Annotated in this window: 11 protein-coding genes; 9 read left to right on the forward strand and 2 right to left on the reverse strand. The window is 72.6% G+C overall.

The window, feature by feature from the left end:
- Positions 1-55: 55 nt before the first annotated feature.
- The 3 genes from AB8Z75_RS21255 (at position 56) to AB8Z75_RS21265 (ending at position 3,934) form a co-directional block, all read left to right on the forward strand.
- Positions 56-1,597 (forward strand): acyl-CoA synthetase, encoded by a 1,542-nt coding sequence (locus AB8Z75_RS21255; protein ID WP_369204332.1) that lies wholly within the window; start codon positions 56-58, stop codon positions 1,595-1,597.
- Between the two features lie 159 nt (positions 1,598-1,756).
- Entirely contained in the window at positions 1,757-3,211 is a 1,455-nt protein-coding gene (locus AB8Z75_RS21260; RefSeq protein ID WP_369204334.1) for an amino acid permease, read from the forward strand.
- A gap of 18 nt (positions 3,212-3,229) precedes the next feature.
- Complete coding sequence (locus AB8Z75_RS21265) at positions 3,230-3,934, forward strand: alpha/beta fold hydrolase (protein ID WP_369204336.1); 705 nt, start codon at positions 3,230-3,232, stop codon at positions 3,932-3,934.
- 38 nt (positions 3,935-3,972) lie between these two features.
- On the opposite strand, the gene AB8Z75_RS21270 is transcribed toward AB8Z75_RS21265, so the two are convergent.
- Together AB8Z75_RS21270 and AB8Z75_RS21275 are read right to left on the reverse strand one after the other, a co-directional pair.
- Positions 3,973-4,779 carry an SDR family oxidoreductase gene (locus AB8Z75_RS21270; RefSeq protein WP_369204338.1) on the reverse strand — a complete coding sequence of 269 codons (807 nt, stop codon included), beginning with the start codon at positions 4,777-4,779 and terminating at the stop codon, positions 3,973-3,975.
- A gap of 328 nt (positions 4,780-5,107) precedes the next feature.
- Positions 5,108-6,742 (reverse strand): acyl-CoA synthetase, encoded by a 1,635-nt coding sequence (locus tag AB8Z75_RS21275; RefSeq protein ID WP_369204340.1) that lies wholly within the window; start codon positions 6,740-6,742, stop codon positions 5,108-5,110.
- Positions 6,743-7,053: 311 nt separating this feature from the next.
- Between AB8Z75_RS21275 and AB8Z75_RS21280 the strand changes: the two genes are divergently transcribed.
- The 6 genes from AB8Z75_RS21280 (at position 7,054) to AB8Z75_RS21305 (ending at position 13,283) form a co-directional block, all read left to right on the forward strand.
- Positions 7,054-7,854 carry a crotonase/enoyl-CoA hydratase family protein gene (locus AB8Z75_RS21280; protein WP_369204342.1) on the forward strand — a complete coding sequence of 267 codons (801 nt, stop codon included), beginning with the start codon at positions 7,054-7,056 and terminating at the stop codon, positions 7,852-7,854.
- A 37-nt stretch (positions 7,855-7,891) separates the two neighbouring features.
- Positions 7,892-8,845 carry a Zn-ribbon domain-containing OB-fold protein gene (locus AB8Z75_RS21285; RefSeq protein WP_369204344.1) on the forward strand — a complete coding sequence of 318 codons (954 nt, stop codon included), beginning with the start codon at positions 7,892-7,894 and terminating at the stop codon, positions 8,843-8,845.
- The gene (locus AB8Z75_RS21290; RefSeq protein WP_369204346.1) at positions 8,842-9,993 is read left to right on the forward strand and encodes a thiolase domain-containing protein; all 1,152 of its coding nucleotides are present in this window, start codon (positions 8,842-8,844) and stop codon (positions 9,991-9,993) included. Before AB8Z75_RS21285 ends, AB8Z75_RS21290 begins: the two co-directional genes overlap by 4 nt.
- The gene (locus AB8Z75_RS21295) at positions 9,990-11,219 is read left to right on the forward strand and encodes a thiolase domain-containing protein (RefSeq protein WP_369204348.1); all 1,230 of its coding nucleotides are present in this window, start codon (positions 9,990-9,992) and stop codon (positions 11,217-11,219) included. Before AB8Z75_RS21290 ends, AB8Z75_RS21295 begins: the two co-directional genes overlap by 4 nt.
- Positions 11,220-11,318: 99 nt before the next feature.
- On the forward strand, positions 11,319-11,537 hold the full coding sequence (locus AB8Z75_RS21300) for a DUF397 domain-containing protein (RefSeq protein ID WP_369204350.1): 219 nt from the start codon (positions 11,319-11,321) through the stop codon (positions 11,535-11,537).
- A 174-nt stretch (positions 11,538-11,711) separates the two neighbouring features.
- Positions 11,712-13,283, forward strand: a complete 1,572-nt coding sequence (locus AB8Z75_RS21305; RefSeq protein WP_369204352.1) for an AAA family ATPase — start codon at positions 11,712-11,714, stop codon at positions 13,281-13,283.
- Positions 13,284-13,448: the final 165 nt, after the last annotated feature.

Genomic DNA, 13,448 nt, shown 5'->3' on the forward strand with positions numbered 1-13,448 from the left:
GTCGGGGGACGGAAGCCCAGGAGCACAGCGACGTCACCCAGAAGGGAGCCCCAAGATGAACGCACCCAACGGGTTCTGGGCCCAGGCCCAGCGGGACCCGGAGCGTACGGCCCTGATCGCACCGGGCGGTGACCAGTGGTCCGCCGCCCGCCTGCGCGCGGAGTGCGACAAGCTCACGCACGGCCTGCGGGCGGCGGGCCTGGAGAAGGGCGACGCGTTCGCCACCGTGCTGCCCAACGGGCCGGAATTCATCGCCGCGTACCTCGCCGCCACCCAGGCCGGCTTCTACATGGTTCCGGTCAACCACCATCTGGTGGGTCCGGAGATCGCGTGGATCCTCTCCGACTCCGGCGCGAAGGTTCTCCTGGCGCATCCGCGGTTCGCCCACGCCGCGACCGCGGCGGCGGACGAGGCGGGGTTGCCGTCCGGGCAGCGCTACGCCGTGGGCGGAGCCGTCGACGGTTTCCGCGACTACGACGCACTCGTGCGCGACCAGCCCGCGACCCCACCGGCGGAACGCACCAGCGGCTGGGTCATGAACTACACGTCCGGCACCACGGGCCGCCCCCGCGGCATCCGCCGCCCGCTCAGCGGCAAGCGCCCCGAGGAGACGTACCTCGGCGGTTTCCTCGGCATCTTCGGTATCCGGCCCTTCGACGGCAACGTCCACCTCGTCTGCTCGCCGCTCTACCACACGGCGGTCCTCCAGTTCGCCGGCGCGGCGTTGCACATCGGCCACCAACTGGTGGTGATGGACAAGTGGGAGCCCGAGGAGATGCTGCGGCTCATCGACCGGCACGGGTGCACGCACACCCACATGGTGCCCACCCAGTTCCACCGGCTGCTGGCGCTGCCGGACGCGACCCGCCGCGCGTACGACGTCTCCTCGATGCGGCATGCCATCCACGGCGCCGCGCCCTGCCCCGACCACGTCAAACGGGGCATGATCGAGTGGTGGGGCGGTTGCGTGGAGGAGTACTACGCGGCGAGTGAGGGCGGCGGCGCGTTCGCGACGGCCGAGGACTGGCTGAAGAAGCCCGGCACGGTGGGCAGGGCCTGGCCGATCAGCGAGCTGGCCGTCTTCGACGACGACGGCAACAGGCTCGGCCCGGGGGAACTGGGCACCGTGTACATGAAGATGTCGACCGGCGGGTTCGCGTACCACAAGGACGAGGACAAGACGCGCAGGAACCGGATCGGTGACTTCTTCACGGTCGGGGATCTGGGATACCTGGACGAGGACGGCTACCTGTTCCTGCGGGACCGCAAGATCGACATGATCATCTCGGGCGGGGTGAACATCTACCCCGCCGAGATCGAGGCGGCGCTGCTCACCCACCCCGCCGTCGCGGACGCCGCCGCCTTCGGCATCCCGCACGACGACTGGGGCGAGGAGGTGAAGGCGGTCGTCGAGCCCGCCGCAGGGCACGAGGCGGGGGAGCGGCTCGCCGAGGAGATCCTGACCCACTGTGCGGACCGGCTCGCGGGATACAAACGCCCCAAATCGGTGGACTTCATCGCCGCGATGCCCCGCGATCCGAACGGCAAGCTCTACAAGCGCCGGCTGCGCGATCCCTACTGGCCGGCCCGCGAGTGAGGGCCGGCGGAGCGCCGGAACGAACGATGCGCAAGAGAGACCTTGTGGCCACTTTCCACCCCTCCCTGTCGCGGCCATGATGATCACGCGTGGTCGCGGGCCACCTGTCCGCGGCGGCGCCGTCATCGGCAATCCACGGCAGGAACAGGAAGAGGTCCCATGCCCGGGCTCTGGAGCGGGGAAGGCGTACTGCGCCGCAAACCCATCGAGCAGATCGAGGAACCGGAGGGAGGCTCAGGACAGCAGCTCACCCGCACGCTCGGCCTGCGCCATCTGACCGCGATCGGCGTCGGCGGCATCATCGGCGCGGGCGTCTTCAGCCTGGCGGGCACCGTCGCCAACGGCAAGGCCGGGCCGGCCGTGCTGATCTCCTTCCTCATCGCGGGCCTGGCCAGCGCCTGCGCGGCCCTGTCCTACGCGGAGTTCGCGGGCCTGATCCCGAAGGCGGGCTCCGCCTACACCTACGGCTACGCGGTGCTGGGCGAGCTGGGCGGCTGGTTCATCGGCTGGGACCTGCTGCTGGAGTACACGGCGATCGTCTCGGTGGTGGCCATCGGCATCTCCGGGTACTTCTCGTTCCTGCTGGAGGAGATGGGCGCCTCACTGCCCGCCTGGATGCTGGGTGCGCCCGGCACCGGCGACGGGCACCGGGTCGACCTGTTCGCCGCGCTGCTGTGCCTGCTGATCGCCTACGCGCTGACCCGGGGCATCAAGAACGCGGCACGGTTCGAGCTGGTCGTCGTGGTCCTGAAGGTGGCCGTCGTCCTGCTGGTGATCGTCGTCGGCGTCTTCCACATCAAGACCGGCAACTACAAGCCGTTCTTCCCCTTCGGCCTCTCCGGCGCGTTCACCGGCGCCGCCACCGTCTTCTTCGCCGTCTTCGGCTACGACGCGATGAGCACGGCAGCCGAGGAGTCGCAGGACGCCCAGAAGCACATGCCCAAGGCGATCATCTACTCGCTGATCATCTCCATGGTGCTGTACGTGGCCGTCTGCCTGGTGCTGACGGGGATGCAGAACTACAAGGACATCGACCCGGACAGCGGCTTCTCCACCGCCTTCAAGTCCGTGGGCCTCAGCGGCGTCGCCGACATCATCGCCGTGGGCGCCATCATCGGCATCCTCACCGTGATGTTCACCTTCATGCTGGGTGTCACCCGCGTCTGGTTCTCCATGAGCCGTGACGGGCTGCTGCCCAAGTGGTTCGCCAAGACCGATCCGGTGCGCCACGTGCCCACCCGCGTCACCTGGATCGCGGGCATCGCCTCCGCCGTGATCGCCGGCTTCCTGCCCATCGAGGAGGCCGCGGAGATGACGAACATCGGCATCCTGCTGGCGTTCGTCGTCGTGTGCATCGCCGTGATCGTCCTGCGGTACCGGCAGCCCGACCTGCCGCGCAAGTTCAAGGTCCCCGGCATGCCCGTCGTCCCGCTGCTCGGGGTCGTCTTCTCCATCTGGCTGACGACCTACCTCGCCTGGCAGACCTGGGTGCGCTTCGGCGTGTGGTTCGCCCTCGGGCTCGTCGTGTACTTCGCCTACTCGTACCGCAAGTCCGAGCTGGCCAAGCGCCCTGACGACACCGCGCCGCCGTCCTTCGAGAAGAAGGACGGCTAGCCGGGTACGGTCCCCCGTATGAGCGAAAACGGAACGCGGACGGTTGTCACGGACGGAGTCACGCTCGCCTACCGCGCCTGGGGCGCGGGGACGGGCGTCCCCGTCGTCCTGCTCCACTGCCTCGGTGAGGACGGTGAGGACTGGCGCGGCCCCCTCGTCTCGGCGCTCGGCGGCGAGCACCCCGTCTACGCGCCCGATCTCCGCGGCCACGGCGGGAGCGACAGGACCGGGTGCTACGCCATGGCCAACTTCGTCGCCGATCTGCGCGGGTTCCTGGACGCCCTCGGTATCGGACGGGCGATCCTGGTCGGGCACTCCTTCGGCTCCGTCGTCGCCTACCTCTTCGCCGCCGAGCACCCCAAGCGGGTGGACCGGCTCGTGCTGGAGGAGACCGGCGCGATGCGGCCGCTCGTTCCGCCGCGGGAGGTGCCCGAAGCGCCCGGGGGCGCCCAGCTGTTCGACTGGGAGGTCACCGCCCAGTGGGTAGCCCAGCGCAACGAGCCCGACCCCGCATGGTGGGAGCGCCTCACCTCGATCACCGCGCCCACCCTGCTGGTCGGTGGCGGTGAGCGCTCCCATCTCCCGCAGGAGGACCTGCGGGAGATGGCCGAGCGCATCCCCGACGCCCGCGTCGTCACCATCGAGGGCGCAGGACACCTCGTCCACGAGGCCCGCCCCATGGAGTTCACCCGGGCGGTCCTCGACTTCCTGACGGAAACCTGACCCCGCAGGCCGGCACGAGGAGCGTTCCGGCCCCCGGATCAGCCGGCGGCGGGGTCGAGGGGGGTGGGCCAGTGGCGGGAGCGCAGCAGCGCTTCCGTGCCGCCGTCGGCGCACAGGACGCTGCCGACGCAGAACGACGCGGCGGGTGAGAGCAGGAAGCGGACAGCCGCGGTGACCTCCGCGGCCTGTCCGGAACGGCCCAGGGGGACGGGGTAGGCGGCCATGCCGTCCGCGGTCAGCGGGTCGGTGCGGCCCGCCGCGGTCATGGGCGTGTCGATGAGCCCGGGTGCCACCGCGTTGAGCCGGATGCCGCAGCCGGCCCACTCGGGCGTGACGGCGTGCTCGCGCACGTACCAGGCCAGGGCGGCCTTCGTCGCCGGATAGGTGGCCACGCCGCCCGAGCGGTCGGCCAGGGCGCGCGCCCGCCCCTCGTCCCCGGCCAGGCACGCCTCCGCCAGCCGCGTCGGCCAGCCGGGCTGGCATGTTGCCGAGTTGGAGGAGACCAGCACGGCCGCGGGGCCGCGCGTCGAGCGGGCAAGGGCGGGTCGCAGCCCCTCCAGGAGCCGTACCGCGCCGAAGTGGTTCACCGAGACCATCAGCGACCCGGGGCGCCCGGTGGCCGCCGCGAGCCCGGCGAAGGGGACGAAGCCGTCGAGTGTTCCGTCCGGGAGGAGTTCACCGATCCGCCGCAGTGCCGCGTGGCGGCCGTCCTCCGTCCCGAGGTCGGCGACCACCTCGGCGCCCGCCAGATCGACTCCGATGACGCGATGGCCTTCCCGGCCGAGCTCGGCGGCGAGCGCGGCGCCCATGCCGGAGGCGGCTCCGGTGACGACGTAGGTGGACACGGCGCGGACCTCCGGAACTCAGGCGACGGGGTCGGTCAGCACACACCTGCTGCGGCTGCACCCGGCCGGCATGCGCGGATGGCAATGTATGCACGCCGACCGCACGCCCTCATCCGCGCGTTCCACCTGCCGGGACGCCGCTGCCCGCATCCGGTTCACCAGGCCGGGGCTCCCGCAGCAGCGCCCGCCCCATGGCCGCGAACGCGGACCCCTCCGCCATGCCGTCCCACTCGTCGGCGCACCGGTTGCTGCGGGGGTTGAGGAACGAGCCGACGAAGTACCCCGTGCCCGAACCGCGGCGCCCCCCCCGGGTGGTCGCCCCCTCGGGTCATCCCACATGCGAGGCCGCCTCCTGGGCCGTGCGCTTGGCCCAGCGGTAGTCGGCCTTGCCGCTGGGGGAGCGCTGGACGAGGTCGCAGAAGACGACCGTACGCGGCACCTTGTAGCCCGCCAGCCGCTCGCGCGCGTGCGCGCGCACGTCGTCCCCGGTCAGCGCCGCGGCGCCGGCCCGCAGTTGGACGACGGCCGCGACGCGGTTGCCCCACCGCTGGTCCGGGACGCCCGTCACGAGCGCGTCGTAGACGTCGGGGTGCGCCTTGAGGGCCTCCTCGACCTCCTCGGGGAAGACCTTCTCGCCGCCTGTGTTGATGCACTGCGAGCCGCGCCCCAGGACGGTGACCACGCCGTCCTCGTCGACGGTCGCCACGTCCCCCAGCAGCACCCAGCGCGCGCCGCCCGCCTCGAAGAAGGTCTCGGCGCTCTTGGCCGGATCGTTGTAGTAGCCGAGCGGGACGTGGCCGCGCAGGGCGATACGCCCTGCGGTGCCGGGCGGCACGGGCTCGTGGGTGGCGGGGTCGACCACCGCGGTGCTGTCGTTGACGGTGATACGGAAGCCCTTCTCAGGTCCCGAGTCCGCCGTGGCCGTGCCGTTGAACCCGGACTCCGAGGAGCCGAAGTTGTTGAGGAGCGCGGCGTGCGGCACCAGGCGTGCGAACTCGTCCCGTACCGCCTCGGAGAGGATCGCACCGGAGCTGGAGACCGCCAGCAGGGACGAGCAGTCGGTGCCCCGCAGCGGTCCGGCGAGTGCGTCCACCAGGGGGCGCAGCATCGCGTCGCCGACCAGGGAGACCGCTGTCACCTTCTCGCGCTCGACGGTGCGCAGCACCTCCTCGGGGACGAACTTGCGGTGCAGCACCACCTTCTGCGCGTAGTCGAAGGCGATGAAGAGGGTGAGCGTGGAGGTGCCGTGCATCAGCGGGGGAGTGGGAAAGAAGACCAGGCCCTCGCCGCCCGCCGCCGCCCGTTCGGCCAGTTCCTCAGGGCGGGTGACGGGCTCCCCGGTGGGCGCACCGCCGCCCAGCCCGGAGAAGAAGAGGTCCTCGGCCCGCCACATCACCCCTTTGGGCATGCCGGTGGTGCCGCCGGTGTAGATGATGAACAGGTCGTCCGCCGAGCGCGGGGCGAAGTCCCGCTCGGGTGAACCGGCCGCCAGAGCGTGCGCGTACGCGACAGGAGTGAGGGACGGCTCGGCTGCTCCCTGCGGTGCCGCTCCGACGCGCACGAGGTGGCGGAGCTTCTGGGTGTGCGCCAGAGCGCCTGCCACCCGCGCGGTGAACTCGCCGTCGAAGACGAGCGCGGCCAGATCGGCGTCCCGGTAGAGGTAGGCCAGCTCGTCCTCGACGTAGCGGTAGTTCACGTTGACGGGAACGGCGCGGATCTTGAGGCAGGCCAGCAGGGTCTGCACGTACTCGACGCCGTTGTACAGGTGCAGCCCGACGTGGTCGCCCGCGCGCACGCCGCTGTCGGCGAGGTGGTGCGCGAGCCGGTTGGCCGCACGGTCCAGCTCGGCGTACGTCAGTCTGTGCTCCTCGCCCGTGCCGGGGTGGTCCAGGTGGACCAGCGCCTCGCGCTCGGGGACGGTGTCGACGATCGACTCGAACAGGTCGGCAAGGTTGTACTCCACGGCGCGCTCCTCCATGCCCGGGCCCCGGCGTACGTGCTCGGATCGGCGTACGGCGTCTGTGCGTTCCCCCGCGCTGTGTGCGTTCCCCCGTGCGTGTCGTCCGGCGCTCGTCCGAGCACCGTGCGTCCGGCGCTCGTCCGAGCACCGTGCGTCCGGCGCTCATCAGAGCACCGGGGCGCGAAGACGGGAAGGCCTCCGGCACAAGAAATGTGACGGCCTGTCAGAAGGCTCTTGAAGTCCGCGCTCCGCTACTGCAACCTGTTCCAGGTCCGCGAGGCCGCGCCTCGGCCCTGGAGACAGGAGGCCCCACGATGGGCGGCACCGAACATCTGTCCGTGGAGCGGGTGGGAGCCACGCTCGTGCTCACCCTCAACCGCCCCGAAGCCAAGAACGCCCTCTCCCTGGCCATGCTCGTCGGGCTCTACGACGGCTGGCTCGAAGCCGACGCCGACGACGCCGTCCGCTCCGTCGTCCTCACCGGCGCGGACGGCGCCTTCTGCGCCGGCATGGACCTCAAAGCACTGGCCGGGGACGGAATGGACGGCCGGCAGTACCGCGCCCGCCTGCGCGACGACCCCGAGCTGCACTGGAAAGCCATGCTCCGGCACCACAGGCCGCGCAAACCCGTGATCGCGGCAGTCGAAGGCCACTGCGTGGCCGGGGGCACGGAGATACTCCAGGGCACCGACATCCGCGTGGCCGCTCAGAGCGCGGTCTTCGGGCTCTACGAGGTCCGCCGCGGCCTGTTCCCCCTCGGCGGCTCCACCGTGCGGCTGCCCCGGCAGATCCCCCGCACCCACGCTCTGGAGATGCTCCTGACGGGCCGCCCCTACAGCGCCGCCGAAGCCGAACGCATCGGCCTGATCGGACGGGTCGTCCCCGACGGGACCGCGCTGGACGCCGCCCTGGAGACCGCCGAACGCGTCAACGCCTGCGCCCCGCTGGCCGTCGAGGCCGTGAAGGCCTCCGTGTACGAGACGTCCGCCATGACGGAAGAACAGGGGCTCGCCGCCGAGTTGGAGCGAGGCTGGCCCCTCTTCGACACCGCCGACGCCAAGGAGGGCGCACGCGCCTTCGCCCAGAAGAGGAAGCCACGCTTCAAGCGGGCATGACGGCTCCTCCCCACCCGGCACACCGGAAAGGACCTTCATGGACGACGTGCTGACCGCCCCCATGGTCGTCGAGTTCCCCTTCACCCGCTCGCTCGGCCCCGTCCAGAGCGCCTTCCTCACCGGCCTGCGGGAGCGGACCGTCCTCGGCGTCACAGCGACGGACGGCCGCGTGGTCGTACCGCCCACCGAGTACGACCCCGTCACCGCCGAGGAGGTCCGCGACCTGGTGGAGGTCGGCCGCACGGGAACCGTCACCACCTGGGCATGGAACAGCACCCCCCGCAGGGGGCAGCCGCTGGCGCACCCGTTCGCCTGGGTGCTGGTCCGCCTCGACGGGGCCGACACGGCCCTCCTGCACGCCTTGGACGCGCCGGAGGGACCCGACTCGGTCAGCACCGGGATGCGGGTGCGCATCCGGTGGGCGCAGGACCGCGTCGGCGCCATCACGGACATCGCCTGCTTCGAACCGGCACCGCACGACACCCCGGCCCCGGACCGGCCCGCCTCTCACACCGGAACGTTCGCCGAGCCCGTCACCGGCATCGTCGCCGCCGCCCGCCTCGACTACACCTACTCGCCAGGACGGGCCCAGACCCGCTACCTCAACGCCCTCGCGGAACACCGCACGAAGGGCGAACGCTGCCCCGAGTGCCGCAAGGTCTACGTGCCGCCGCGCGGCGCCTGCCCCACCTGCGGCGTGGCCACCGGCGAACAGGTCGAGGTCGGCCCGGCCGGGACGGTCACCACCTTCTGCGTCGTCAATATCAAAGCCAAGGGCCTCGACATCGACGTGCCCTACGTCTACGGGCACATCGCCCTCGACGGTGCCGGACTCGCGCTGCACGGCCGCATCGCCGGCATCCCCTACGACCAGGTGCGGATGGGACTGCGCGTCGAACCCGTGTGGACCGAAGGCAGCCGCCACCCGGACCACTACCGGCCCACGGGCGAACCCGACGCCGCCTACGAGACCTACAAGGAGCTGCTGTGACCCCCACGGAAGCCGGCCAGGTCGCCGTCGTCGCCTTCGCGCAGTCGCGCCACGAGCGGGCGACGGACGGGCTGTCCGAGGTCGAGATGCTGCTCCCGGTGCTGCGCGACGTCCTCGACGAGACCGGACTGTCCGCCGGACAGATCGACTTCACCTGCTCCGGCTCCTCCGACTACCTGGCGGGCCGCCCCTTCTCCTTCACGATGGCACTCGACGGGGTGGGCGCCTGGCCACCGATCGCCGAGTCCCACGTCGAGACGGACGGTGCCTGGGCACTGTACGAGGCATGGGTGAAGATCCTCACCGGGGAGGCGGAGACCGCGCTGGTCTACTCCTACGGCAAGTCCTCCGCCGGCGACCTGCCCGAGGTGCTCACCCGCCAGCTCGACCCCTACTACCTGGCGCCGCTGTGGCCCGACTCCGTCTCCCTGGCCGCGCTCCAGACCCGCGCGCTGCTCGACTCGGGTGCGACGAGCGAGCGCGAGCTGGCCTGCATCGCGGCACGCAGCCGCGCCGCCGCGGCCGACAATCCGCACGCCCAACTGCGCGGCGGTCCCGACGCCGGCGCCCTGCTGGAGGACGCCTATGTCGCCCAGCCGCTGCGCACACACGACCTGCCGCCCGTCAGCGACGGCGCAGCCGCCGTCGTCCTCGCCGCCGGGCACACCGCGCGCCGGCTCGCCTCACAGCCCGTCTGGATCCGCGGCATGGACCACCGCATCGAGGCGCACAGCCCCGGCGTGCGCGACCTCACCCGGTCGCCCTCGACCCGGCTGGCCGCCGAACGCGCCGGCCTGTTCGAGCCCGGAGCCCCACCCGTCGACATCGCCGAACTCCACGCGCCGTTCACCGCGCAGGAAGTGGTGCTCCGCAAGGCGCTGCGGCTCGGCGAGGAGACCGCGGTCAACCCCTCGGGCGGCCCGCTGGCAGCCAACCCCGTGATGGCGGCAGGGCTCGTCCGGATCGGCGAGGCCGCCGCACGGATCGCCCGGGGCGAAGCCCGCCGCGCCGTCGCACACGCCACCTCGGGGCCCTGCCTCCAGCAGAACCTCGTCGCGGTCCTGGAATCCGACGGGCCCGCCGAAGACGGCCCCGCCGAAGTCGGCCCCGCCGAAGACGGCCCCGCCGAAGGAGGAGAAGGCGCATGAGCAACTCCACGGTTCCCAGCGGCCGAGGGCACGGCACGGAGGCCGCCGTCGGCGGCGGGCGCGGCAAGGAACCCGTCGCCGTCGTCGGCGTCGGCCAGACCAAGCACGTCTCGGCACGCCGCGACGTGTCGATCGCGGGGCTGGTACGGGAGGCGGCGCGGCGTGCGCTGGAGGACGCCGAGCTGGCCTGGGGCGACGTGGACGCCGTCGTGATCGGGAAGGCGCCCGACTTCTTCGAAGGCGTCATGATGCCCGAGCTCTACCTGGCCGACGCCCTCGGCGCCGTCGGCAAGCCCATGCTGCGGGTGCACACGGCCGGCTCCGTCGGCGGCAGCACCGCGCTGGTCGCCGCCAACCTGGTCGCGGCCCGCGTCCACCGCACCGTGCTGACCCTCGCGTTCGAGAAGCAGTCCGAATCGAACGCCATGTGGGGCCTGTCCCTTCCCGTCCCCTTCCAGCAGCCCCTGCTGGCAGGTGCGGGCGGCTTCTTCGCCCCGCACGTACGGGCGTACATGCACCGCACCTCGGCGCCCGACCACATCGGCGCGATGGTGGCCTACAAGGACCGCCGCAACGCGCTGAAGAACCCCTACGCGCATCTGCACGAGGAGGACATCACCCTGGAGAAGGTGCGCTCCTCACCGATGCTGTGGGACCCGATCCGCTACTCGGAGACCTGCCCCTCCTCCGACGGGGCCTGCGCCATGGTGCTGACCGACCGCGCGGGCGCCGCCCGCACCCCGCGCCCGCCCGCCTGGATGCACGGCGGCGCAATGCGCAGCGAACCCACCCTGTTCGCGGGCAAGGACGCCGTCTCGCCGCGCGCCGGCAGCGACTGCGCGGCCGACGTCTACCGGCAGGCCGGCATCACCGAACCCCGCCGCCAGATCGACGCCGTCGAGATGTACGTGCCCTTCTCCTGGTACGAACCGATGTGGCTGGAGAACCTCGGCTTCGCCAAGGAGGGGCAGGGGTGGACGATGACCGAGTCCGGGGCGACCGAGCTGGACGGAGACCTGCCCGTCAACCCGTCCGGCGGTGTGCTGTCCACCAACCCCATCGGGGCCTCCGGCATGCTCCGCTTCGCCGAGGCGGCGCTCCAGGTCCGCGGACTGGCAGGCGCCCACCAGGTGGAGGGGGCGCGCAGAGCGCTCGGTCACGCCTACGGGGGCGGGGCCCAGTTCTTCTCGATGTGGCTGGTGGCAGCCGACCCGCCCACCACCTGACCCCGCCGGGCCGGATCCCGGCGTCCCGAGCCCTGTCGGCGCCGCCCGGGCCGTGGTTAAGGTGGCGCCGGCACCGACCCGACCGGGAGGAGAACGCGCGTGGCCCACCGCACCACCGAATGGCCCGAACTCGACCTGAGCCGGGCGCAGTGGCAGTCAGGCAGCCGGGGCTCGGGCGATGTCGAGATCGCCTTCGTTGAGGGTTTCGTGGCCATGCGCAACAGCCGGCAGCCCGACAGGCCCGCGCTCATCTTCGACCCGGGGGAGTGGCGCGCGTTCGTGCGCGGCGCACGCGAGGGCGACTTCGACCTCACCTGAGACAGAGCCCGGGCCGCACACCACCTGAGGCAGAGCCGGGCCGCACACCATCCGAGACAGAACCCGGGCCGCTCGCCACCTGGGCAGAGCCCGGGGCCGCACGCCGCGCTGTCACTTGGGGAGAACGCACGCCCCGGGCTCCTCCCGCTGGCGTAGGCTCGGCGCATCAGCCCGATGAGCGAGGACGGCGAGGACGGCGAGGACACGATCGTGGCGCTGCTGGAGCGGGAAGCCGAACTCGCCGCGGTCGAACGGCAGCTGGCCCGCCTGTGCGCCACCTCGACGGAGGACTACGACACCGGCCGGGGCCGCGTCCTCACCCTGACCGGAGCCACCGGGCTCGGCAAGACCGCGCTCCTGTACGAGGCCGCCGCGCGCGCCGCGGCGCGTGGGTGCACCGTATTGTACGCGTGCGGCAGCGAGCAGGAGCAGGAGCGCGGCTTCCACGTACTCCGGGCCCTGCTGCGGCCGGTGCTTCCCCTGCTCGACGGGCACGACCCGTGCACCGCACCGGGCGGCGACGCCCACCTCGCCGCTGCGGCCGTCGGTCTGAGCGCTCCCGCGTGCGCCGTCGGGCCGCCCCCGCACGCCGTGTACCGGGCGATCGATCGCCTCCTGGCCCGTCTCGCCGCCCGTCTCGCCGCGCGCGCCACGCCGCTCGTCGTCCTCGTCGACGACCTCCACTGGGCCGACCCCGCGTCGCTGGCCTGGCTCACTCGTTTCCTGCCGCGCGCCTCGACGCTGCCGCTGCTGTGCGTGATCGCCTACGACCCTCGGGAAGCGCGCCCGGACCTGGTGGGAGTGCGGGCCGCCACGGACGAGGCGGAACGGCCGCACGCGCTGGCCGCGTTGAGCGCACAAGCCGTCGACACCCTCGTCGGGGCCGCATTCGGCGGCGGTCCCGACGAGCCCCTCTGCGGCAACGAGCCCTCCTTCGCCCAGGAGTGCGCCACCCTGACGGCCGGTAACCCGCTCGCCGTCACGCGGCTGCTGGACCGGGCAGGGGAGGCCGGCCTCAAACCGCACCGCGACAGTCTGCCGCGGCTGGCCGAACTCGCACCGACGGTGTGCGGCCCCGGGTTCCACGACCACCTGCGCGGCTTCGGGCCCGACTGCGTACGGCTCTGCTGGGCCGTCGCCGTCCTCGGCACCGCCGCCACCCTGCCCCTCGCCACCCGTGTCGCAGGGCTCGGTGCGCAGGCCGCCCGCCGCGCGGTCGACACGCTCCGCCGCGCCCAGGTGCTCGCGCTGCCCCCGCGCACACCGGACGGCACCCCGCCGGCCGACGAGGACGCGGTGTGCTTCACCCACCCCTCACTCGCGGGGGAGGTCTACCGCGCCATACCCTCCGGCCTCCGCACGGCCCTGCACGGTCAGACGGCCGCCACGCTCTCCCTGACCCGCCCGGGCCACCTGGCGAGCGCACACCATCTGCTGGAGGTCCACCCCGACGCCGATTCCGCCGTGGTGGCGGAGCTGCGCGGTGCCGCACGCGCGTACGCGAGGGCGGGCGCGCCCGAGGCCGCCTACCGGTGCCTGGGCCGTGCGCTGAGCGAGCCGCCCGCCCGCCAGGACCGCCCCGCCCTGCTGTACGAACTGGCCTCGGCCGCCCTGCGCTCCGGCGCCCCCGCCGCGGCGGCCCACCATCTGCGCGCCGCTCTCGCCGAGCCCGACTGCGAGGATCCCGTGCGCAAGCGGGCCACCCGCCTGCTGGCGCTCGCCGAGCAGCGGTCCGCCGACCGGTGACCCCTCCGGCCGCCTCGGCTCGGCGGCCCGTCTCCCGTCGGACGGTGCCGAGCCCGCGGCCCCTGTGCGGCTCCGGGAGGCAAGCGTTCGGGCAGGCGTTCCGGGCCGCGTACGAGCGCTCTCACGCTACCGGCGGGCGGTACACCGACCCGCTGGGCAGGGGGC

The organism is Streptomyces sp. PU-14G, from assembly GCF_041028275.1.
Classification (GTDB): domain Bacteria; phylum Actinomycetota; class Actinomycetes; order Streptomycetales; family Streptomycetaceae; genus Streptomyces.